Raw genomic sequence first — 22,162 nt, 5'->3', positions numbered from 1 at the left:
GAAGTTTGCTGTAGCAGCGACGGTGCGCTGCTACAGCGAGAACCGGCGGAGCAGCGAGTACGTCAACGCGCCGGCGGCCAGCGCGCTGACGCCCACCGCGGCGGTCGTGGCGACCGCGGCTCCCGACGGTGTTCCGATGCGGTCGCGCAGCGATACCGGCCGCGAGAATGCCAGCACCGGCCAGCCGCGGGCGGTCGCTTCGCGGCGCAGCGCGCGGTCAGGGTTGACCGCGCTTGGATGGCCGACGACTTCGAGCATCGGCAGGTCGGTGATCGAATCCGAGTAGGCGTAGCAGTGTTCGAGAGGGTAGCCCTGACGTGCGGCCAACTCTCGGATCGCCTGGACCTTGCCTTCGCCGTAGCAGTAGAACCCGATCTCTCCGGTGTACTTGCCGTCCTCGACGACCATGCGGGTCGCCATCGCATGGGTGGCGCCGAGCGCACGCGCGATCGGTGCCACCAGCTCCTCGCCGGACGCCGACACCACCACGACATCGCGGCCGCACAGCTTGTGGCTGGCGATCAGGTCCGCGGCCTCGGCGAATACCAGAGGCGTGACGATGTCGTGCAGCGTTTCGCTGACGATCGACTTGACCTGCTGGGCATCCCAGCCGGTGCACATGTTGGTCAGATGGATGCGCATGCGGTCCATCTGATCGTGGTCGGCGCCGGAGAGCAGGAACAGAAACTGGGCGTAGCTCGACTTGAGCACGGCGCGGCGGTTGATCAATCCCTGGTCGAAGAAAGGTTTGCTGAACGCCAGCGTGCTGGACTTGGCGATGATGGTCTTATCAAGATCGAAAAACGCGGCGGTGCGAGTGCTGGGACCGGTGTCTATCGATGATGTTTGCTGGTCAGCGGCCGAGTCCGGGACGGTCACGGCCCCAGCATAGGTGGACCACGTGACAAAACGCGAGGGCGCCCACAAAACACCCGGTCAACCACGGTTCGATTGCTCGCGACGACCGCGCTGTCCTGGCTGAATGTGGCCGAATGCCATGGGCGCAACTTCAAACAGCACTTGCGCTGCGCGATGCTGTCATGTGTATAGTAAGCAGTACTCGGCTTAGCCGAGGGTGTATCAGCCCGACCCCCCGGGGCTGATTCACGACGACCCTCGCCTCCTCCCCCCCTGGCGGGGGTCGTCCCTTTTGTGGGGTGAGTTCCCGCCGTCGGCGCCGACTTTGACGGGCGCTGGGCCGCGAGTTGTGCACAGATCGGGCGTTGTCCACAGATCCTCGTTCGGGACTGGCGGCGGAGGATCGCGCCCGGGCACGGTGGGCCAATGACCACCCCTACCGGCACTGGCTGCGCACGCGGGATCCTGGCCGTCCTGGCCGAATCCGTAATGCGCGATGAGGTCGACCGGGTCGCCGCGGCCGTCGGTGTGCGGGTCGTCCACGCCGGCAACACATTTCCGATTAGCAGGAAAACGTGGTCGGCGGCCGCAGCGGTGGTGCTCGACGAGGCCGCGGCGCAAGCATGCGCACGCGCTGGACTGCCACGCCGCGCACACGTGATCGTCGTGACCGGCAGCGAGCCCGCGTCGGCGACGTGGGCCGCGGCGATCGAGGTGGGTGCCCGGCACGTGCTCAGGCTGCCCGCACAAGAGCGCGATCTGGTCCGCGGATTCGCCGATGCGGGCGAATTCGCGCGCGACGACGGCGCTCTCGGCCAGGTAGTCGCCGTTATCGGTGGGCGCGGCGGGGCGGGTGCCTCACTGTTCGCGGCCGCCTTGGCGCAACTCGCCACCGATCCGTTGTTGGTCGATCTCGACCCATGGGGTGGTGGCATCGACCTGCTGGTGGGCGGCGAAACCGCCCCGGGCGTGCGCTGGCCCGACCTGGCGCTGCAGGGCGGGCGGCTGAACTGGTCGGCGGTGCGCGGGGCGCTGCCGCGATACCGCGGGATCTGCATGCTGTCAGGCACCCGTCGGGGATACGAATTGGATGCCGGGGCCGTGAGCGCAGTCATCGACGCCGGCCGCCGCGGCGGGGCGACCGTGGTCTGCGACCTGCCGCGTCGGTTGACCGACGCCACTCAAACCGCCTTGGATACCGCCGATCTCGTCGTGGTGGTCACCCCATGCGATGTGCGGGCGTGCGCGGCCACGGCGACGGTCGCGGCGGTGCTCATCGGCATCAATCCCAATGTCGGAGTGGTCGTACGCGGACCGTCGCCAGGCGGCCTGCGCGCGAACGAGGTGGCTGAGATCGCCGGCGTACCGCTGTTGGCGGCGATGAGGCCTCACCCGAGGTTGGCCGAGCAACTCGAACACGGTGGTCTGAGGTTCGGGCGGCGCTCTGCGTTGGCCGCAGCGGCCAGCCGGGTTATGGCTGTGCTGCCTGCGCGCCCGGTGGCCCGGTCGGAAGGCCGGGCGGCATGACCGGTTCTCTCATCGACCGGGTGCGTGAGCGGCTGGCGACGGAATCCGGCCCGCTGCGCCCCATGGTGGTTGCCGACGCGATCCGCGCCGAATCGGGCGGGGTGCTCGGCGACACCGAGCTGCTGAGCAATCTCCGGGTCCTGCAGACCGAGCTGATCGGCGCCGGGATCCTCGAGCCACTGTTGTGCGCGGACGGCACCACCGACGTGCTGGTCACCGCGCCGGACGCGGTGTGGGTCGACGATGGAAACGGTTTGCGGCGCAGCGATGTTCGATTTGCCGACGAAGCAGCCGTGCGACGCTTGGCGCAGCGGCTGGCCCTGGCGGCGGGTCGGCGTCTCGACGACGCGCAACCATGGGTGGACGGTCAGCTGACCACGGTGGGCGTCGGAGGTTTCGCGGTCCGGTTGCATGCCGTTCTGCCGCCGGTCGCTGTCGACGGGACCTGCCTGTCGTTGCGGGTGCTTCGACCGGCCACTCAAGATCTGCCCGCGCTGATCGCGGCGGGTGCCATCGCGCCGACGGCCGCCGCACTGCTCGCCGACATCATCACGGCCCGGTTGGCGTTTCTGGTGTCCGGCGGCACCGGAGCGGGTAAAACGACGTTGCTGTCGGCGATGCTGAACGCGGTGGCGCCGGACGAGCGGATCGTGTGCGTCGAGGACGCCGCCGAGTTGGCGCCGCCGCATCCGCATCTGGTCAAGCTCGTCGCGCGATGCGCCAACGTTGAAGGCGTGGGCGAAGTCACGGTGCGGCAACTCGTCCGGCAGGCGCTGAGGATGCGGCCCGACCGCATCGTCGTCGGAGAGGTCCGGGGCGCCGAGGTGGTCGATCTGCTTGCCGCGCTGAACACCGGTCACGACGGCGGTGCCGGCACCGTGCATGCCAACAATCCGAGCGAGGTCCCGGCTCGCTTGGAGGCGTTGGGCGCTCTCGGCGGCCTGGATCGTGGCGCGCTGCACAGTCAATTGGCCGCAGCGGTGCAGGTGCTGTTGCACGTCGCCCGCGACCGCGGCGGGCGGCGGCGACTCAGCGAAATTGCCGTGCTGCGCCAAACTGACGGAAGGGTCGGCGCGGTCACTGTCTGGCACGCCGACACTGGACTGACCGACGAGGTCGCCGGTTTGCGCCGGCTGTTGCAGAGCCGGTTACCGAGATGAGCGCACCGATAGCGGCGCTGGCGTTGTCGGCAGCTGTGCTCGTATTGCCGTCATCGCCTCGTCGACGACTCGCTCGCCCCGAGCGCGGCCGCAGCTGGTCGTCGGCGCGGGTAGCCGCATGCTTAGCGGCGTGCGCTGGGGCCGGCGGTGCTATATTGCTGCCGCTGACAACGGTTTTCGCTGCCGTGGTATTCACCGCCACCGCAGGCCTGCGCTACCGCCGCCGTCGCCGCAGCCGTCGTGCGATGGACGAAAGCCGGGAACTAGAAACCGCGATCGATGTGCTGGTGGGTGAACTGCGGATCGGTGCCCACCCCGCGCAGGCCTTCGCCGTCGCGGCGGACGAAATAGCTGGGCCGGTCGCGCAATCATGTCGTGCCGTGGCGGCGCGCGCCCGCTTGGGGGCCGACGTCACCGCCGGTTTGAGCGGGGTTGCCGAGACTTCTGCGCTACCGGCGCAATGGAATCGGCTCGCAGTGTGCTGGCAACTGGCGTCGCAACACGGTCTGGCAATGTCGACCCTGATGCGGGCGGCTCAACGCGATATTGCTGAGCGACAACGATTCTCGGGGCAGGTGACGTCGGCAATGGCCGGCGCCCGCGCCACGGCGGCCATCCTGGCCGGCCTGCCGGTGCTGTCGGTGGCGCTTGGCCAACTCATCGGCGCGGACCCGGTGGCGTTCCTGCTGGCAGGGCACGCAGGCGGCTGGCTGCTGGTGGTCGGGGTGACGCTGGTCTGCAGCGGGCTGCTCTGGTCCGACCGCATCACCGATCGGGCGACATCGTGAGTACCGCGGCGCTGTTGTTGGCCGCCGCTCTGTTGACTGGCGCCCGACCGTCGACGGTGCGTGCGCGCGCCACGCTGGTGACCCGCACGCCCGCGATTCCGCGGCCACCGGTGCGTGGCGCCGATCCGCTGGCCGTCGCCTCGAGCCTGGATGTGCTGGCGGTCTGCCTGGCGGCGGGCATGGCAGTGTCGACCGCCGCGGCGGCGACTGCGCCGTCGGCGCCGCCGCTGCTGGGCCGAGTGCTTCGGCGCGCCGCCGACCTGTTGGCGCTGGGCGCCGACCCGGGCATCGCATGGTCGGCACCGCCGGGTCTGCCGCCCGGTTCCCTCGACCCGCAGACCGATGCGTTGCTGCGGCTGGCGAGGCGGTCTTCGGCCTCGGGTGTGGCGCTCGCTGACGCGGTCGCCTCGCTTGCCGCGCAATGTAGACAGGACGCCGCACACATGGCCGCGGCGACCGCCGAGCGAGCCGGGGTGCTGATCGCCGGTCCGCTCGGACTGTGTTTCTTACCCGCGTTCGTGTGCCTGGGCATTATTCCGGTGGTGGCCGGACTGGCCGGCGACTTACTGCAGTCGGGCTTACTGTGACGGCGTGCATCAGATCTACACGTGGTAACGGAGGAGGGAATGATGAAGTTAACCAACATGTTTCGTGTGCTACGCGCGCGTGTGACGCTGTTGGCGGTAGACGAGTCCGGGATGTCCACCGTCGAGTACGCAATCGGGACGATCGCGGCGGCGGCGTTTGCTGCGATCCTCTACACGGTCGTCACCGGCGACTCCATCGTCTCGGCGTTGACCAACATCATCGCCCGCGCGCTCAACACCAAGGCATAGTCGACGATGTCGGCGCGAGCACCGTGGAGGCGGCGCTGGGCGTCGCCACGCTGGTCGGTGTGCTGGTGTTGTGCCTGGCCGGGGTCACCGCGGTGTCGATGCAGGTCCGCTGCATCGACGCGGCCCGCGAGGCTGCCCGGTTGGCCGCCCGTGGCGATGATCGCTCCGCCATCGCGACCGCCGCTCGTATCGCACCGGGTGGCGCCCTGGTGCAGCTGCGTCGCGACGGCGACGTCGTCGTTGCGACGGTCACCGCCCGGTCGAATCTGCTTCCCGCGCTGGGCATCACGGCCACCGGCGTCTCGGCAGTGGAGCCGTCACGGTGAGCGCGGATCCGCCACCGTGGTCGCGGCCGCGATGGTCGCCGTACTGCTGTCCATCACCGGCGGCAGCGCGTACCTGGGCTCTGCAGTGGTAGCGCGCCACCGGGCCCAGGCGGCGGCCGATCTGGCCGCACTGGCCGCCGCGGCGCGGCTGGCGGCCGGACCCGAGTCCGCCTGTGCGCAGGCGAGAGCGGTGGCCCGTGAGATGCGGGTAAGCACCATCAGTTGCGACGTGGACGACCTGGACGTCGTCGTCACGGTCGACGCGCGTGTCGCCGTTGGCGGATGGGCCAGCGCCCGGGCCGCCGCCCGGGCAGGCCCAGCCGACCGCGACTAGTTGTACCCGGCTGTCACCAACCTGACTGCCGGGTACAACTAGTCGCCGCTTGGATCGTGATCGGACAGGCCCGCGTCGGAGAGTTCGGTCGCCGTGGGCAACCGCAGTGAGACCAGACCGGCGAACGTCTCCTGCTCGACTTCCACGCGGTTGACGGTCACGTGCACCGGCACCCAGCCGCCGTCGTGGCCGGGCATGCGCAACACCCCGCTGGTGGCCCCGCGGCCGAACTCCGCGGTCATCGCGGCCATCCGCGCCTCGTCGCTGGGATGCATCCGCGCGGCTTCGGTCGCGATACGTCGCCAGTCATAGAAGGGGCACGGCTCGTCGAGCCATTTCAACAGGGTCCAGCTGCTCGGATCGAACAACGCCCGGTGCACACCAGGCTGCGCCAACCCGTGCAGGATCTGCTGCGCGAGTCGGTCGGTTGCTCGCGCCGGGTCGGCCGGCTCGGCACGCCAATTCATCCCGCGCGCGATCACGTGGTCGCGGCCATCCGGCCCGGGCTCCAATCCATTGCGAGCGACGAAGCTCACCCGGATGTGATTGCCCTGCCAATCGGTGTCGTCCCAGGTGTCGCACAGGGTGTGCCCTGGTTGCGAATTGACCGCCGCCGCGAGCGCCTTGCCTTCGTTGGGTTTGAGGTCACCCGACGGCCAGCTGTCCGCGAACGCGCGACGCTGCGGGTCCTCGACCTCGAGGTTCCTTCCGGTGTTGGCCAGCGACTCCGGCGTATCGATGGCCACCCCGAGGGTCATGTCCCATTTCAATGGGCCCGGGATCGGGCGCTCCGGCGGTTCGACCTCAGCCGGCCCGCTCCAGATATGTACACCGTGCATGCGGCCGTCGGACATCAACACCGGCTCGGTGCGGATCACCCGGTGACTTTTGGGTGTGATGCTGACCAGGCTTTGGCTGTTTTGCAACGACTCGGCGATTGCGCTCTGGATGGCGGCAAGATGCGGATTCCGTCGCAGAAACACGGTAATCGGAACGAGATTCTTCAATTGACGACCCAGCGCTACTACGGCCGGTTCGTTGCCCAGCGTTTCCACGAGCAACCAGTCGCGGGCCATACCTCGGCATTTTACGGTCAGTCAGCCGATAACCGGCTGCCTCCCTGCCCAATCCGGCAATGTTGAAGGTGGTCAACCTGAGGGTGACCCTTACACGTCAGCCGGCGACTTGCACAGGTTAACGCGGCCGGGTATTTTGCTGCTGCGCCCCCTGGGATCGCGAACGGATTGCGCTGTCCGACCGTTCGCCGCACTGTTTTGCAACTTCGGCATGTGCGCGTTTCTTCAGCAGCGAGGAAAAGCGTTTTCGTGGCGGCTGCCACGGCATAGACGCGTAGAGGGCGACCGTCGAGGGGTCGGTCGTCATCGCTATGTCTCGCCCCCGTGAGCCAGCGCTGCGAGCACCAAGCGCAAGACGCGCACAGCCCCGGCTTTATCCAGTGGTTCGTTACCGTTGCCGCATTTCGGTGACTGCACGCAGGACGGGCATCCCGACGGGCATTCGCAGGCCTGGATAGCGGCAGCGGTAGCGCCCAGCCACGTGCTCGCCCGGCGGAAACCCTGCTCGGCGAAGCCCGCCCCGCCCGGATAGCCGTCATAGACGAAGACGCTGGGCAGTCCGTCCGATTCGGGGCCCACCGCGGTGGACAAACCGCCGATGTCGCCGCGGTCGCAGCTGGCCACCAGGGGCAGCAGTCCGATCGCGGCGTGCTCGGCGGCGTGTAGCGATCCGGGGATCTGCTGCGCGTCGATCCCGTTGCGGCTCAGGGCCTCCGGTGTGATGGTGTACATCACCGCGGTGGTGGCCAGGGTGTGGGCGGGCATATCCAGCTCGATGAAGTCGATCACCTCCCCGCTTAGCCGACGGCGCAAATAGCCGACGACTCGACTGGTGACGCTGACTGGTACCAGGCCCAAGGTGATCGATCCGAAGACTCGGCGTTCACCCTCTCCGGTGACCGCGATGTCGGTGAGTTCTCTTGCAAACGTGGCATATCCGGGATCTTCGCCGTGAACGAAGGCCATGCCCTCTTCGAAGTCGAGCGAATCGACAACGTAACTCTCACCCTGGTGCAGGTATACCGCACCGGGGTGCACAGAAGCGGCGGCCTGGCCGACACCGGCGGTCCCCAGCAACCGTCCGGTCTCGCTCTCCACGATGACGATCTGGCCGCCCGTCGACCCCCGAATGTCCACCGCCGGATGCGGATCCACGCCCGGCGCCGGATAGTACCTGCCGAAACGTCGCCTTAGCAGCCCGTCGTCGACCAGCGCCTCGGCCACCTCCTCGGCGCCCAATCCGCGCACCTCGGCTTCGTCTAGCGGCAGTTCCGTTGCAGCACAGAGCAACTGCGGGCCGAGGATGTATGGGTTGGCCGGATCGATCACCACGCGCTCGATCGGCTTATCCAGCAATGCGGCGGGGTGGTGCACCAGATAGGTGTCCAGCGGATCGTCACGGGCGACCAGCACGACCAGCGCGCCCTGGCCACGTCGCCCGGATCGGCCGGCCTGCTGCCAAAACGACGTGACTGTTCCGGGAAAGCCGGCCAGCACCACCGCGTCGAGCCCCGCGATATCGACACCCAGCTCCAGGGCGTTCGTGGTGGCGAGACCTCGCAGCTGCCCGTCGACCAGTGCGCGTTCCAGGGCGCTGCGGTCCTCGGGCAGATAGCCCGCCCGATAAGACGCCACCTTCTCGGTCAGCTCCGGGGCGATGTCCTCCAGTCGCGCACGGGTTGCCAGCGCGGTCAATTCGGCACCCCGACGCGACCGGACAAATGTCAACGTGCGCGCCCCCTCGGCCATCAGGTCGGCCATTACCCGCGCAGCCTCGCTACCGGCGGACCGCCGGACCGGAGCGCCGTTCTCACCGACGAGGTCCGTGCGCAAGGCCGGCTCCCACAACGCCACAGTGCGGGCGCCCTGTGGCGAGCCGTCCTTGGTGATCTCTTCGACCGGCTGGCCGATGAGCTCGGCGGCGGTTGCACCGGGCGCGGCCGTTGTCGCGCTGGCGAAGATGACAGTGGGCAGCAAAGACGGGGCGGTCGGGTCCGCGGAGTACCGCGCGCACAACCGCAGCAGGCGGCGCAGAACCATCGCCACGTTCGAGCCGAAAACACCACGGTAGTAGTGGCATTCGTCGATGACCAGATAGCGAAGGCCACGCAGGAACACCGCCCACCGGGCGTGGTTGCGCAGCAGCGCCAAGTGGACCATATCGGGGTTGGAGAACAGCCAACGGGAGCGCTCCCGCGCGAACCGACGCAACTCGGTGGGACTGTCGCCGTCGTAGGCCGTGGGCGCGACGTCACCCAGCCGGGGCACCGCCGTGGTCAGCAGATGCGCGGCGCGCAACTGGTCGTGGCCAAGCGCTTTGGTCGGCGACAGGTAGAGCGCGCGGGCCCGCGGATCGATCGCCAGCGCGTTCAGGATGGGGAGTTGGTAGGCCAGCGATTTCCCCGACGCCGTGCCGGTGCTAATAACCACGTGACGGCCGGCATGGGCCAGGTCCGCCGCCTCAACCTGATGTGTCCACGGCGAGCTGACACCGCGATCGGTGAACGCGCGCACCACGTCGGGCTCGGCCCATGCCGGCCACGGGAGTCGGCGGCCGAGCCTTGCTGGCAGCTCCGCGACGTGGCGCAGCGGATGGTCTCCCGGTTCGCTACCGGCGACCGCGGCGGCGAGCAGTTCGCTGCCGAACGTCACCATGTTTCTGCTCCTCCTGACGTGAACCGATTGTCGAATACCTCGACCGGCGGCGGGGCTGCGGCCAGGGGTTTCGGCTTCGCACCTGAATTGTTTACCTCTTGGTAGCTGAATTGATCACCTGAGGCTGTCGCAGACGCGATGAACATGATTGACTGTTTGCGGTCGCAGCTTCTGTGTTCGTGTCAAACTTTCGCAGGATCGACGTTGCGACCGCGGTTCCTGCGAGGTTGTAGGTCGGGTGAAGTTCCGGCGACTCAGCAAGGTCTAGCGGTCGGAACGGGCCCGGAGCATCGAGGTGATGCTCCGCACCCGAGTAGTAAAGGAACAATCGAGAAATGCCACAGGGAACTGTGAAGTGGTTCAACGCGGAAAAGGGATTCGGCTTCATTGCCCCCGAAGACGGTTCGGCCGACGTGTTCGTCCACTACACGGAGATCCAGGGTAGCGGCTTCCGCACCCTTGAAGAGAACCAGCGCGTCGAGTTCGAGGTCGGCCAGAGCCCCAAGGGCCCCCAGGCCACCGGCGTCCGCGCCGTCTGAGCAGCTGTAACGACAACCCCCCGCACGGTCCGGAATCACCGGGTTCGTTCGGGGGGTTCTCGCTGTGGTCGCCCGGCCGGCTGCGCAACGGCACTGGCAAGCCGCGCCGGCGGCCACCATTGCCCTGCCCCAGCGCGCGCCGTGTCACGGCGCACAACGTCATCCGGACGCTTAGTGTCGGTGACGTGAGCCAGCTGTCCTTCTTCTCGGCGGAGTCGGTGCCGCCGGCGGTCGGCGACCTCACCGGGGTGCTGGCCGCCGCCGGCCAGGTTGTGACGGTCGGCGATGGAGCCAGGCTGTCGGTGGTCGTCGATCAGCCTTGGCGGGCGGAGGCGCTCGCCGAGATGATCGACGAGGCCGGTTTGGTAGCCGAAATCACCCAGACCGACGAACACACTCCGCTGGTACGGACCACGGTCGACGTGCGGTTGCGTTCCATTGCCGGCGATTGGACGCGCGGCGCGGTGAAGACCGTCCCCCCGCTGTGGTTGCCGGGGCCGCGGGAGCTGCGGGCCTGGATCCTGGCGGCGGGCAACCCGGAAGCCGACCGTTATCTGCTCGGACTGGATCCGCACGCACCGGACACCCACTCGCCACTGGCGTCGGCACTGATGCGGGTCGGGATAGCACCGACGCTGATCGGCACTCGCGGAGCCCGGCCCGCGCTGCGGATCAGCGGCCGCCGCAGGCTATCGCGCCTGGTAGAAAGCGTTGGGGAACCCCCTGACACCGCAGCGGCGTTGCCCTACTGGCCGCACATTTAGCGGCAATTTGGCGGGCTATAAACGGGGGGTCGGTTTGCGTCGGCCCATCCCGGGTGCCACATTGTCAGGTGTCTGCAGGGTCGAACGGGCACCGCAGAACCTGAATTTCAGGAGCCGGCCGGTCGCTGGACCTGCGCCGGCGGGGGAGAAGTGGAAAGTGAGCGTAACCGCAGGTGGCTAAAGCCGACCGGGCTGGCCCTGTCAATGGGCGGGGCAATGGAACCACGCGGCGACTCGTTATCGTCGAGTCGCCGACGAAGGCGCGCAAATTGGCCGGCTACCTGGGCGCGAACTACATCGTCGAGTCCTCGCGAGGTCACATTCGCGACCTGCCGCGGGCGGCGGCCGACGTGCCCGCGAAGTACAAGTCACAGCCGTGGGCCCGGCTCGGGGTGAACGTCGATGCCGACTTCGAGCCGCTCTACATCATCAGCCCGGACAAGAAGAGCACGGTCAGTGAACTCAAAGGCCTGCTCAAAGACGTCGACGAGCTCTATCTGGCCACTGACGGCGACCGCGAGGGCGAGGCCATTGCCTGGCATCTGCTGGAGACGCTGAAGCCCAACATTCCGGTCAAGCGGATGGTCTTCCACGAGATCACCGAACCGGCCATCCTGGAAGCCGCCGAAAACCCGCGTGACCTGGATATTGACCTGGTCGACGCCCAGGAGACCCGTCGTATCCTGGACCGGCTGTACGGCTACGAAGTGAGCCCGGTGCTGTGGAAGAAGGTGGCACCAAAACTGTCGGCGGGCCGGGTCCAGTCGGTGGCCACCCGCATCATCGTCCAGCGCGAGCGCGACCGCATGGCATTCCGCAGCGCCGCCTACTGGGACGTGGTCGCCGAGCTGGACGCCAGCATCTCCGACCCGAAAGCCCAGCCGCCGACCTTCACCGCGCGGCTCACCAGCGTCGACGGGCTGCGGGTGGCCACCGGCCGCGACTTCGACTCGCTGGGCCAGCTGCGCAAGGCGCACGAGGTGGTGGTGCTCGACGAGTCGCGGGCCAACGACCTGGCCACGGGTTTACGCGGCGCGCAGCTCAACGTGGCCTCGGTGGAGGAAAAGCCCTACACCCGCCGTCCGTACGCGCCGTTCATGACCTCGACTCTGCAGCAGGAAGCCGGCCGGAAGCTGCGGTTCTCCTCCGAGCGCACGATGAGCATCGCGCAACGCCTCTACGAAAACGGCTACATCACTTATATGCGGACCGACTCGACGACGCTGTCGGAGTCGGCGATCAACGCCGCCCGCACCCAGGCTCGTCAGCTCTACGGCGAGGAGTACGTCTACCCGTCGCCGCGCCAGTACACCCGCAAGGTGAAAAACGCCCAGGAAGCGCACGAAGCGATCCGCCCGGCCGGTGACACTTTCGCCACTCCGGACGCAGTGCGCCGCGAACTCAATGGCGACGACTTCCGGCTCTACGAGCTGATCTGGCAACGCACGGTCGCCTCTCAGATGGCCGATGCCCGCGGCACGACGCTGAGCCTGCGGATCGCCGGTCAATCGGGAAGCCGGGAAGGCGCGCTGAGCCCCGGAGGCCAGCAGGTGGTGTTCTCGGCGAGCGGGCGCACGATCACCTTCGCGGGCTTCCTGAAGGCCTACGTGGAAACCGTGGACGAACTCGCCGGCGGCGAAGCCGACGATGCCGAGAGCCGGCTGCCGCAACTCACCGAGGGGCAGCGGCTGGACGCCACCAAGCTCACCCCCGACGGCCACTCCACCAACCCGCCCGCGCGCTACACCGAGGCCTCTCTGGTCAAGGCGCTCGAAGAGCTCGGCATTGGCCGCCCGTCGACCTATTCGTCGATCATCAAGACCATCCAGGACCGCGGCTACGTGCACAAGAAGGGCAGCGCCCTGGTGCCGTCGTGGGTGGCGTTCGCCGTCACCGGGCTGCTGGAACAGCATTTCGGGCGGCTGGTCGACTACGGATTCACCGCGGCGATGGAAGACGAGCTCGACGAGATCGCCTCGGGCAACGAGCATCGCACCAACTGGCTCAACAACTTCTATTTCGGCGGCGACCACGGCGTACCCGACTCGATAGCCCGATCCGGTGGGCTGAAAAAGCTGGTCGGGGTCAATCTCGAAGGGATCGACGCTCGGGAAGTCAACTCCATCAGGCTTTTTGACGATGCCGAAGGACGCGCAATCTCGGTGCGGGTGGGCAAGAACGGGCCCTACTTGGAACGCATGGTGCTTGGCGACGACGGGGAGCTTAAACCGCAGCGGGCCAACCTCAACGACACGCTCACCCCCGATGAGCTGACCTTAGAGGTGGCCGAGCAGCTTTTCGCCACACCGCAGGAGGGCCGCACGCTTGGGGTGGATCCGGAGACCGGCCACGAGATCGTCGCCAAAGACGGTCGCTATGGGCCATATGTCACCGAGATCCTGCCGGAGCCGCCCGATGATCCCGACGGCCCCGCTGATCAGGGGGCCAAGAAGGGCAAGAAACCCACCGGACCCAAGCCGCGCACGGGTTCGCTGTTACGCAGCATGGATTTGCAGACCGTCACGCTGGACGAGGCGCTGAAACTTCTGTCGCTGCCGCGAGTCGTTGGCGTCGACCCCGAGTCTAAAGAGGAGATCACCGCGCAGAACGGGCGTTATGGCCCATACTTGAAGCGCGGCAACGACTCTCGCTCGCTGGCTACCGAAGACCAGATGTTCGAGATCACTCTCGAGGAAGCGCTGAAGCTCTACGCGGAGCCGAAACGCCGTGGTCGGCAGGGCGCCGCGGCACCGCCGCTACGTGAGCTCGGCAACGACCCGGCGTCGGGCAAGCAGATGGTGATCAAGGACGGCCGGTTCGGCCCGTACGTCACCGACGGGGAGACCAACGCCAGTCTGCGCAAAGGCGACGACGTGTTGTCGATCACCGATGAGCGCGCGGCGGAACTACTGGCCGACCGGCGGGCCCGGGGCCCGGTGAAACGGGCGGCCAAGAAGACCGCGCGCAAGAGCCCGGCGAAAAAGGCGGCCAAGCGCACCTGATGGCCCGGCTTTCCCGGTACCCTCACCTCGGGCCGCTGGCACGGCCCGCATCGTCGTCGGGCGGCTGAAACCGCTGCTCCGGGGCTTGGAGCGCGCCGAACAGGCGAGCGCGTCGCGGCATAGCGTCTCCTTAGGTTTCTTTTTTCCAGCTATTTGCTTAAAAACTGGTGATTCTCAGCCTGTTCTCAGGTACAGTAACCCTACGTCCGCTGTGAACCGGTCACGGTGGCGCCTAGGAGAGTCATGCGATCCGCTGCACGATACTGCTTAACCGCAGGTATTGCGCTCGGTGGCGTCAGCATCATCATCGCAGCGCCAGCGGCGCCGCCGCTGCGTGACATCGAGGTGCCCGCGGTCCAACTCTCCGGGAACACGCACGACAACCCGGATGCGAACAGCCCGTCCGTCGCCGACTTGTTGCAGGTCATGTACGGGTTGGAGACCCCGGTGGTGGTGCAGAACATCACCGAGCCCGAAGCGCCGAACAGCGATCAGCCGTCCAGCGTGCCAGGCCTCAGCGACCTGTTGAACCTCGGTACCGACCCCGCCGGGCAGCCCGGGAAGACGACTGTCGACACCGGCCCGCTGACACCGGGCGACCTCACTGCAGCGCCGACTAGCCCGCCGCCGGGCAGCTAGCCGATTTCGCTGGACACCTCCTGCGGTGCGGCAAGGTTGAGCGGCCGCGCCAGTTGAGTGGGAGCGTTGCGTCCGCGCAGCGCGACGACTTCGGCAACGTCCCAGCACAAGGCTTCGGCGTCAAGCGCGCCGCTGACCGCGACGGCCGAGGCCAGCACGTGGCCGTCTTCAAGCTTGGCGAGCTCGGTGAGCCGCGCGGCCTCGTTGACCGGATCACCGATCACCGTGTACTCGAAACGGGCCTGTGCGCCGATGTGGCCCGCGATGGCGCGCCCGGAGGACACCCCGATGCCGAACTCCGCGGAGCCGATCACCGGGAGCAGCTCGTCGTGCAGCTCACGCGCCGCTGCCAGTGCGCCGCCGGACGCGTCGGGGTGCTCGATCGGTGCGCCGAAGATGGCCAGTGCGGCATCGCCCTGGAATTTGTTGACGAAGCCACCGTGCCGGCCGACGGTGTCGACCACCACCCGGAAGAACTCGTTGAGCAGCAGGACCACCTCTGCGGGCGGTCGCGTCGCCGCGAGCTTGGTCGAGCCGACCAGGTCGACAAACAGCACCGCGACATCGCGCTCCTGGCCGCCCAATTCGGTGCCGCGCTCTAATGCCCGGCGAGCGACGTCCTCGCCCACGTAGCGGCCGAACAGGTCGCGGAGCCGCTGCCGCTCGGACAGGTCGCGCACCATGTCGTTGAAGCCGGCCTGCAGCAGCCCCAACTCGCTGGCGTCGTAAATCTGCATGTGCGCGTTGTAGTTACCGCGCTGTACCTCGCCGAGGGCCCAGCGCAGCTGGCGCAGCGGGTCGGCGATCGACATGGCTACCAGCAGTGTGCTGGCCAGCCCGATGCCCAGCGCCAGCAGCGCCAGCAGCAGGATCGGGTTCAGCAGCTTCTCCGGCGGCCCATGAAGGTACGCGGCCTTGTCGGCCACCACGGTCAGCACGATCGCCAGCAGCGGCACCCCGGTGGAGAGCGCCCAGGTGAGCATCTGGCGCCCGATGACACCCGATGCCCGGATGTTCTCCGTCAGCCCGCCGCGCAGGGCGGCAACGGCCACCGGACGTAGCACTCGCTCGGACTGCAGGTAACCGATGATCGCGGTGGCGGTGGCACCTAGGGCGGTGGCGACGGCCACCACCGGCGCGGCGTGCTTGGCCACCGGCCAGCTGGCGATGATGAAGACCACGCCACCGACCAACCAGGACGCCAAGTTGATCAGCGTGCGGTAGAACGGTGACCTCAGCGCGCGGCTGCGGGCCAGCTCGGTGGCGGTGGGGTCGGTGTCGGTGTCGGTGAGCAGAGCATCGCGGCGCTGCCACCGGAACACCGGCACCAGCAGCCGCGCGCTGATCGCGGTTCCGAGTACGAACAGCAGGACGATCGATCCGGTGAAGGCAGCCAGGTTGAGGGCCGGCAGTTCTTGCAGTTCGATGCGGTCTTCGGGTGGCAGCCCGTAACGCAGGAAGCCCACCACCAGCAGTGCGCCGATGATGTCGGCCTGCAGCTGGCTCAGCATGAAAACCGGCCACGGTGTGCGCACAAACCATTGGACGAATGCGCTGATCCGCCCGGGGAGTGCTGCTGCCGTGCTCACCAAACCACCGTATCGGTCGGCGGGGACGAAAAAGTAGCCAAAACATTCCGTGTACAGCCGATTGTGTTGCGGAGACGTCAGCGGTGACCAGTACTGTTGCCGGTGATGTCGCGGGTATTCACACGGCTGGTTGGCCAGGAGTCGGTCGAAGCCGACCTGGTGGCCGCCGCCGAGGCGGCCCGCGGTGATTCGGCTCACACCGCCGCGATGACGCATGCCTGGCTGATCACCGGCCCTCCCGGCTCGGGGCGCTCGGTGGCGGCGCTGTGCTTTGCCGCTGCGTTGCAGTGCGGATCGGCCGGCGTGCCCGGCTGCGGAGAATGTCGTGCCTGCACGACGACGATGGCCGGCACGCACGCCGACGTTCGCCGCGTCATCCCCGAGGGGCTGTCCATCGGCGTCGACGAGATGCGTGCGATCGTCCAGATCGCGTCTCGCCGGCCGAGCACCGGCCGCTGGCAGATCGTGCTGATCGAGGACGCGGACCGGCTGACCGAAGGCGCGGCCAATGCTTTGCTGAAAGTGGTCGAGGAGCCGCCGCCACGCACGGTGTTTCTGCTCTGCGCGCCGTCGGTTGATCCCGAGGACATCGCGCTCACGCTGCGCTCCCGCTGCCGTCATATCGCGCTGGTCACTCCCTCGCCGGAGGCCATCGCTGCGGTATTGGTCGACGGCGACGCTCTGACGGCCGAGACCGCGACCTGGGCGGCGTCGGTCAGTGGCGGCCACGTCGGGCGGGCGCGGCGGCTGGCAACCGATCCGGAGGCGCGCGAGCGGCGGTTGCAGGCGTTGAGTCTGGCCCGGGACGCGGCCACCCGATCGAAGGCCTACGCTGCCGCCGAGGCGCTGGTGGCTGCGTCCGAGGCCGAGGCGGCGGTGCTGACCGCCGGGCGCGACGAGGCCGAAACCGAGGAGCTGCGCACCGCGCTGGGCGCAGGAGGCACCGGCAAGGGCACTGCCGGCGCGTTGCGCGGCGCCACCGGCGCGATCAAAGACCTTGAGCGACGGCAGAAGTCGCGTCACACCAGGGCATCGCGGGATGCCCTGGACCGTGCCCTGATCGATCTCGCGACCTACTTCCGCGACGCGCTGTTGGTGGCCGCCAACGCCGGAGTTGTGCGGCGCAACCACCCCGACATGGCGGAGCCCATCGCGGCGATGTCCGCGCACGTCCCGCCGGACCGGTTGCTGCGATGCATCGAAGCTGTGCTGGAGTGCCGCGAAGCGCTGGCGGTCAACGTGAAGCCCAAGTTCGCCGTCGACGCCATGGTCGCCACGATCGGCCAGGCACTGCGCGACTGACGACGCAGGGCTGAACTTGGGCCGTTCCAGGGGCCTGTCGTAGACTCGTGCCGCCCGGCAGGGCACGCCACCTTAGCTCAGTCGGTAGAGCGGCTCACTCGTAATGAGCAGGTCAGGAGTTCGATTCTCCTAGGTGGCTCGCCACTCGCGGATCCGCCACGTCGCCTTATCGCGGCGCGGCATAGCCGACCGGCCCGGCCGCGACGCAGACCGCGAGCGCGGCTGTGTCGGCTCGCACCGTGATGTCATTGCCCGCCCCGGGCAGCCGGACGTAGACGCGGTTGAGCCCTGGATGCACCGGAACCTTTGTTCGCGGCCCCTCGGACAGCGACAGCGTGATCGAGCCGTCGCTGTTGGCCAGGTAGTTGATCTCGGCCGTCCAATCCGTCGGCAGCAGTGGGCCGTCGAGACCAAGGCGCACCGGGCGGTCCGGCTGCACGAAGTAGCCGCACCGCGGCACCGGCCCCGGCAGGATCGCGCGAACCCAGGTCACTTGCGCGTCGGCCAGTCGGCCCGAGCTGTCGAGCACCCGCAGTTGCGTTGTCGCCGAGGCGAATTCCGGACGTTCGCGCAGCAGTGCGAAGATGTGGCTGGCCAGGTTCTCCGGCCAGGCCACCCGACCCAACACCAGCGGATCGACCTCCTGATCCAGCAGCGGCGCACTCGAGGCCGTATGCGCTGCGGCCAAACCGCGACGCGCATTTTGCAGATAAGGCTGAGCGGGGTTGTCCTGCCATGAGGTCAAAAACGTCGCCGTCGAATAGCCGCTACTCGCCACGAACGCCGCCGCCACGGCCGTCGTCACCACCACGCGCCCCGGCGACGCGTCCAGCCAGTGCGACGATGGACGATTCGGCGCGCAGAACCCGACGGCGGCCAACAGCGCCAGCACCACGACGAGATCGGGGAAATAGCGCAACGTTTGGGCCAGTTCCAGCGCGGTGAACCGCGATGAGCGCATCAGGTAGATCGGCACTTGGCAGGCGACAACGTAGCCGGCCGCGGTCAGCCACACCGGCACGATGCGTTGTTTGCGGATCAGGGAGACGCCCAGCGCCGCGGCGAGCACCACCCAGCCCAGCGCTCTGGCCGCCAGCGGCGGGGTAGCCCACGGCGAGGCCGGCGCCCAGCGGGCCCAGGCCCACGGCCCCCCGGCCAGACTGGGAACGATCCCGTGGGTGACCGAGCGCTGCAGCAGATCCCACGTCATCGTCAGATCCGAACTCCACCGCTGCTGGTTGACCACGACGACGTAGACCGCGATCCAGACGGCGGTCAGCGCCAGCGACGCCGTCCACAATCGAGCCCCAGCCCGCCACACTGTCGGAAGCGCCGCGCTGTCACCTTGCACATCGCAGAGCAGCACGGCGAGCGCGAACGCGACGAAAGGAATCACCGCGGCCTTCTCGAAGAACAACAGCCCACCGAGGTAGACCAGCGCGCCGGTCAGCGCGTAGCGCTGGTTGCGGGTCCGCACCAGCATGATCGCATCGGCGCACGCCCAGGCAAGCGCGGCCAGCATCGGCAGGGAGTTCAGCGCCGCCGCCCACCATGCGAACCCCGGAACACCTAGCGGCGTGAAAAGCGCAAAGGTCAACGGGACGAGCAGCACCGGCCGCCAGCCCAGAATCACGTGCAACGCCCGCAACAGGGCCAGCGAGGCCAGCAGTTGCAGCACCACCAGGCTGATGGCTGGCCCGGCCCAATTCAGCGGCGCCAGCCGGGTGATCGCGCCCGCGACCAGGAATGCCGCCGGCATCACGTGGCCGTCGTGGTCGTCGAACAAGTACGACGGCGACAGCAGCCCGTGCGTGCCGGCCCGGCCGATCAAGATCAGGTCATCCCAATAGAAATAGCCCCGAAACGCCAGCACCGCGCGGATCACCAGCTGAACCAGGATCAGAGCGGCCGCTGCTACCGCTACCTTCGGTACCCGCGGTGCCCGTCGGTATGGTGGGCCGGTGCGCGCACTGGTCACCGGGGCAGCCGGGTTCATCGGGTCGACGCTAGTCGACCGGTTGCTGAGCGGCGGGCACAGCGTCGCAGGTCTGGATAACTTCGCTTCCGGGCGGGCCACCAACATCGAGCACTTGGCCGACGTCGGCGAGTTCGTCTTCGTCGAGGCCGACATCGTCTCGGCCGATCTGCAGGCCATCCTGGATGAGCACCGCCCGGAGGTGGTGTTTCATTTAGCCGCGCAGATCGACGTGCGGCACTCGGTGGCCGACCCGCAATTCGACGCGTCGGTCAATGTGATCGGCACCGTGCGGCTCGCTGACGCGGCCCGGCGCGCCGGTGTGCGCAAGGTTGTGCACACCTCGTCGGGTGGATCGATCTACGGAACCCCGCCGTCGTATCCGACGGGTGAGGACGTGCCCACCGACCCGGCGTCGCCGTATGCGGCGGGCAAGGTTGCGGGGGAGATCTACCTCAACACGTTTCGTCATCTATACGGCCTGGAGTGCTCGCACATCGCGCCGGCCAATGTTTACGGCCCGCGTCAGGATCCGCACGGTGAGGCCGGGGTGGTGGCGATCTTCGCCCAGGCGCTGCTGTCGGGAAAGCCCACCAAGGTGTTTGGCGACGGCTCGCACACCCGCGACTACGTGTTCGTCGACGATGTGGTGGAGGCGTTCATCAGGGCGTCGGGTCCGGCCGGCGGCGGGCAGCGGTTCAACGTCGGCACCGGTGTGGAAACCTCGGACCGCCAACTGCATTCAGCGGTGGCCGCTGCCGTCGGCGCGCACGATGACCCGGAGTTTTATCCACCGCGGCTCGGCGACCTCGAACGGTCTTGCCTCGACATCGGTTTAGCCGAAAGGGTTTTGGGCTGGCGCCCGCAGGTGAAGCTGGATGACGGTGTCCGCCGCACAGTGGAGTACTTCCGGCGCACGCACGCCGACTAGCGCGGCTCGTCGGATATCAATCAAGCGGAGCCAATCTCTTGTCCCGTGCGCCGGGCTGCAGTCAGCATCTGCAAAGGAATCGGCGTTAAGGAGATTGCGGTGACCGAGGAAGATCGAGCCGATCACACAGCCGCCCAGCGTGCGCCAAACTGGGGCGAACGGCTGGGTCGGATCGGCGTTGACTGGTGGGCCACGATTGTGGCCGGCGTTGTGGTGCTGTTGGCCGTGGCCGGGCTGCTGCCCAAGATTCCGTGGTGACGCAGTGAGCACCCAACTCGTTGATACGGCGGAGCCTTCCGAGGAGGCCATCTTCAGCAGCCGTAACCTGCTGGTGTACGTGCCGGGCGTCTTGCTGTTGATCGCAGTCGGGTTGCTCGGCAAATACGCGCAAATTGAATGGAAATCGCTTGCTCGGCAAGAGCATTGGACAGTGCCCGACATCGAATATGTGTTGTGGGCGATCGTGTTCGGTTTGCTCGTCACAAACACCGTCGGTCTGCATCGCGTCTTCCGGCCCGGAGTCCAGACTTACGAATTCTGGTTGAAGGTCGGGATTGTGGCACTCGGAGTGCGTTTCGTACTTGGCGATATCGTCAAACTCGGCGGCGTCTCACTGGTTCAGATCCTGGTGGACATGGTTGTCGCCGGCGCGATCATTCTCGCGGCTGCGCACCTGTTCGGATTGTCGGGAAAGCTTGGTTCGCTGCTCGCCATCGGGACCTCGATCTGCGGTGTCTCGGCCATCGTGGCCGCCAAGGGCGCCATCCGCGCCCGCAACTCCGACGTCGGCTATGCGATCGCGGCGATCCTGGCGCTTGGGGCCGTCGCATTGTTCACCTTGCCGCTACTGGGACACGGAATCGGGCTCACCGACCACGAATTCGGCTTGTGGGCCGGTCTGGCGGTCGACAACACCGCCGAGACCACCGCCACGGGCTACCTGTATTCCGAGCAAGCGGGGAAGATTGCGGTGCTGGTGAAGTCCACACGCAACGCTCTCATTGGTTTCGTGGTACTGGGGTTCGCTCTTTACTGGGCTTCGCGCGGTCAGGCAGACCAAATCGCACCGGGGCTGCGGGCGCGGGCGTCGTTCATCTGGGAGAAATTCCCCAAGTTCGTCCTGGGTTTCCTGGCGGTGTCGGCGATCGCGACAGCGGGCTGGTTGAGCAAGGGCCAGAGCGCCAACATCGCCAACGTGTCGAAGTGGGCATTTCTCTTGACCTTTGCCGGCGTCGGGTTGAACACCAACATTCGGGAACTGGTCCGCACGGGCTGGCGCCCCCTGCTGGTGGCGGTCGTCGGCCTCGTCGTCGTCGCGGCCGTTTCGCTGGGGCTTGTGCTGCTTACCTCACGAGTATTCGGCTGGGGTATCGGGGCAGCTGCTTCTGCTGCCTAACCCAAGTCGGGTACTTGCGCGCCTTCCAGCGCGACCGCGCGGGCCAATCGCGCATAACGCAGCTCCAGGTCCTTGAACCGCAGATAGGTGCTCAGCGTGGTGAAGCTGAACGCGATGATCAGCGCGTAGAGCATCAGGTCGGTGCCGCGGTCCACGCCGAGCCAGTGCGCCACCACGGTGGTGTCGTTCGGCCGCAGCACGGCGTACACACCGCCGAGCACGAAGACCAGATAGCCGACTTTGACCCACGCCTTCGACTGGGCGCTGCGACGAGACCACAGCAGATAAACCAGCAACGCGACGATCGAGGTGATCAGCAGACCCTGAATCCAGTTCAACGCGACATCCTTCCTCGCAGGAATCCGTCGAAAATGATGTTGACGCCGTTGAGAAGCGGCTGGCCCTTGGATTGGGAGTAGTCGGTGTAGAGCACCTCGACGGGCTCTTCGGCAACGCGCCAACGGT

The 22,162-nt window shown here is 67.5% G+C and carries 21 protein-coding genes, 1 tRNA gene and 1 pseudogene; 16 read left to right on the top strand and 7 right to left on the bottom strand.

What is annotated here, in order from left to right:
* Positions 1 to 30 precede the first annotated feature (30 nt).
* Positions 31 to 879, bottom strand: a complete 849-nt coding sequence (locus VNW74_RS20845; protein WP_325680280.1) for an HAD-IB family hydrolase — start codon at positions 877 to 879, stop codon at positions 31 to 33.
* Between the two features lie 405 nt (positions 880 to 1,284).
* On the opposite strand from VNW74_RS20845, the gene ssd reads away from it, so the two are divergent.
* From ssd to VNW74_RS20810, 7 genes are read left to right on the top strand one after another with little or no spacing between them, the layout of a single operon-like run.
* Positions 1,285 to 2,385: a septum site-determining protein Ssd gene (ssd, locus tag VNW74_RS20840; RefSeq protein WP_325680279.1), complete on the top strand. Its 1,101-nt coding sequence runs from the start codon at positions 1,285 to 1,287 to the stop codon at positions 2,383 to 2,385.
* Positions 2,382 to 3,545: a TadA family conjugal transfer-associated ATPase gene (locus VNW74_RS20835; protein ID WP_325680277.1), complete on the top strand. Its 1,164-nt coding sequence runs from the start codon at positions 2,382 to 2,384 to the stop codon at positions 3,543 to 3,545. Before ssd ends, VNW74_RS20835 begins: the two co-directional genes overlap by 4 nt.
* Positions 3,542 to 4,333, top strand: coding sequence for a type II secretion system F family protein (locus tag VNW74_RS20830; protein WP_325680275.1), 792 nt, complete (start codon positions 3,542 to 3,544; stop codon positions 4,331 to 4,333). The genes VNW74_RS20835 and VNW74_RS20830 overlap by 4 nt, the downstream gene beginning before the upstream one ends.
* Positions 4,330 to 4,920 (top strand): type II secretion system F family protein, encoded by a 591-nt coding sequence (locus VNW74_RS20825; RefSeq protein ID WP_325680273.1) that lies wholly within the window; start codon positions 4,330 to 4,332, stop codon positions 4,918 to 4,920. Before VNW74_RS20830 ends, VNW74_RS20825 begins: the two co-directional genes overlap by 4 nt.
* A 42-nt stretch (positions 4,921 to 4,962) precedes the next feature.
* Positions 4,963 to 5,169 (top strand): DUF4244 domain-containing protein, encoded by a 207-nt coding sequence (locus tag VNW74_RS20820; RefSeq protein WP_325680294.1) that lies wholly within the window; start codon positions 4,963 to 4,965, stop codon positions 5,167 to 5,169.
* Positions 5,170 to 5,192: 23 nt separating this feature from the next.
* The gene (locus VNW74_RS20815; protein ID WP_325680271.1) at positions 5,193 to 5,495 is read left to right on the top strand and encodes a TadE family type IV pilus minor pilin; all 303 of its coding nucleotides are present in this window, start codon (positions 5,193 to 5,195) and stop codon (positions 5,493 to 5,495) included.
* Between the two features lie 16 nt (positions 5,496 to 5,511).
* Positions 5,512 to 5,829 (top strand): Rv3654c family TadE-like protein, encoded by a 318-nt coding sequence (locus VNW74_RS20810; protein ID WP_325680269.1) that lies wholly within the window; start codon positions 5,512 to 5,514, stop codon positions 5,827 to 5,829.
* Between the two features lie 38 nt (positions 5,830 to 5,867).
* On the opposite strand, the gene VNW74_RS20805 is transcribed toward VNW74_RS20810, so the two are convergent.
* Together VNW74_RS20805 and VNW74_RS20800 are read right to left on the bottom strand one after the other, a co-directional pair.
* Positions 5,868 to 6,905, bottom strand: coding sequence for a PAS domain-containing protein (locus VNW74_RS20805; protein ID WP_325680267.1), 1,038 nt, complete (start codon positions 6,903 to 6,905; stop codon positions 5,868 to 5,870).
* A 309-nt stretch (positions 6,906 to 7,214) separates the two neighbouring features.
* Complete coding sequence (locus VNW74_RS20800) at positions 7,215 to 9,560, bottom strand: DEAD/DEAH box helicase (protein WP_325680265.1); 2,346 nt, start codon at positions 9,558 to 9,560, stop codon at positions 7,215 to 7,217.
* A gap of 335 nt (positions 9,561 to 9,895) precedes the next feature.
* On the opposite strand from VNW74_RS20800, the gene VNW74_RS20795 reads away from it, so the two are divergent.
* The 4 genes from VNW74_RS20795 to VNW74_RS20780 all read left to right on the top strand — a co-directional run bounded on the left by VNW74_RS20795 (position 9,896) and on the right by VNW74_RS20780 (position 14,504).
* Positions 9,896 to 10,099: a cold-shock protein gene (locus VNW74_RS20795; RefSeq protein ID WP_005138711.1), complete on the top strand. Its 204-nt coding sequence runs from the start codon at positions 9,896 to 9,898 to the stop codon at positions 10,097 to 10,099.
* Between the two features lie 185 nt (positions 10,100 to 10,284).
* Positions 10,285 to 10,863: a hypothetical protein gene (locus VNW74_RS20790; protein WP_325680263.1), complete on the top strand. Its 579-nt coding sequence runs from the start codon at positions 10,285 to 10,287 to the stop codon at positions 10,861 to 10,863.
* Positions 10,864 to 11,036: 173 nt separating this feature from the next.
* Positions 11,037 to 13,865: a type I DNA topoisomerase gene (gene topA / locus VNW74_RS20785; protein ID WP_325680261.1), complete on the top strand. Its 2,829-nt coding sequence runs from the start codon at positions 11,037 to 11,039 to the stop codon at positions 13,863 to 13,865.
* Positions 13,866 to 14,108: 243 nt separating this feature from the next.
* Positions 14,109 to 14,504 (top strand): hypothetical protein, encoded by a 396-nt coding sequence (locus VNW74_RS20780; protein WP_325680259.1) that lies wholly within the window; start codon positions 14,109 to 14,111, stop codon positions 14,502 to 14,504.
* Here the strand turns inward: VNW74_RS20780 and VNW74_RS20775 are convergent.
* Complete coding sequence (locus VNW74_RS20775; RefSeq protein ID WP_325680292.1) at positions 14,501 to 16,150, bottom strand: adenylate/guanylate cyclase domain-containing protein; 1,650 nt, start codon at positions 16,148 to 16,150, stop codon at positions 14,501 to 14,503. The two genes, VNW74_RS20780 and VNW74_RS20775, sit on opposite strands and share 4 nt — an antisense overlap.
* A gap of 48 nt (positions 16,151 to 16,198) precedes the next feature.
* Between VNW74_RS20775 and VNW74_RS20770 the strand changes: the two genes are divergently transcribed.
* Both VNW74_RS20770 and VNW74_RS20765 read left to right on the top strand, forming a co-directional pair.
* Entirely contained in the window at positions 16,199 to 17,395 is a 1,197-nt protein-coding gene (locus tag VNW74_RS20770) for a DNA polymerase III subunit delta' (RefSeq protein WP_325680257.1), read from the top strand.
* A 66-nt stretch (positions 17,396 to 17,461) separates the two neighbouring features.
* Positions 17,462 to 17,534: transfer RNA gene (locus VNW74_RS20765), tRNA-Thr, on the top strand.
* Between the two features lie 27 nt (positions 17,535 to 17,561).
* On the opposite strand, the gene VNW74_RS20760 is transcribed toward VNW74_RS20765, so the two are convergent.
* Positions 17,562 to 19,391 carry a hypothetical protein gene (locus tag VNW74_RS20760; protein WP_325680255.1) on the bottom strand — a complete coding sequence of 610 codons (1,830 nt, stop codon included), beginning with the start codon at positions 19,389 to 19,391 and terminating at the stop codon, positions 17,562 to 17,564.
* Here VNW74_RS20760 and VNW74_RS20755 point away from each other — a divergent pair.
* The 3 genes from VNW74_RS20755 (at position 19,357) to VNW74_RS20745 (ending at position 21,697) form a co-directional block, all read left to right on the top strand.
* The gene (locus VNW74_RS20755) at positions 19,357 to 20,301 is read left to right on the top strand and encodes an NAD-dependent epimerase/dehydratase family protein (protein ID WP_325680253.1); all 945 of its coding nucleotides are present in this window, start codon (positions 19,357 to 19,359) and stop codon (positions 20,299 to 20,301) included. The genes VNW74_RS20760 and VNW74_RS20755 overlap by 35 nt on opposite strands.
* 99 nt (positions 20,302 to 20,400) lie before the next feature.
* Positions 20,401 to 20,559 (top strand): hypothetical protein, encoded by a 159-nt coding sequence (locus VNW74_RS20750; RefSeq protein ID WP_325680251.1) that lies wholly within the window; start codon positions 20,401 to 20,403, stop codon positions 20,557 to 20,559.
* Between the two features lie 49 nt (positions 20,560 to 20,608).
* The gene (locus VNW74_RS20745; RefSeq protein WP_325680290.1) at positions 20,609 to 21,697 is read left to right on the top strand and encodes a YeiH family protein; all 1,089 of its coding nucleotides are present in this window, start codon (positions 20,609 to 20,611) and stop codon (positions 21,695 to 21,697) included.
* Here VNW74_RS20745 and VNW74_RS20740 read toward each other — a convergent pair.
* Both VNW74_RS20740 and VNW74_RS20735 read right to left on the bottom strand, forming a co-directional pair.
* Positions 21,694 to 22,035, bottom strand: coding sequence for a DUF2304 domain-containing protein (locus VNW74_RS20740; RefSeq protein WP_325680249.1), 342 nt, complete (start codon positions 22,033 to 22,035; stop codon positions 21,694 to 21,696). The genes VNW74_RS20745 and VNW74_RS20740 overlap by 4 nt on opposite strands.
* Positions 22,032 to 22,162, bottom strand: a pseudogene (locus VNW74_RS20735) (glycosyltransferase family 2 protein); the annotation flags it as partial. The gene VNW74_RS20740 and the pseudogene VNW74_RS20735, both read right to left, overlap by 4 nt.

Origin of the sequence: Mycobacterium sp., from assembly GCF_035570115.1 — a bacterium.
Lineage (GTDB): Bacteria > Actinomycetota > Actinomycetes > Mycobacteriales > Mycobacteriaceae > Mycobacterium.
The sequence above is the reverse complement of the archived record's forward strand: the minus strand, read 5'-3'. Positions and strand labels throughout refer to the sequence as shown.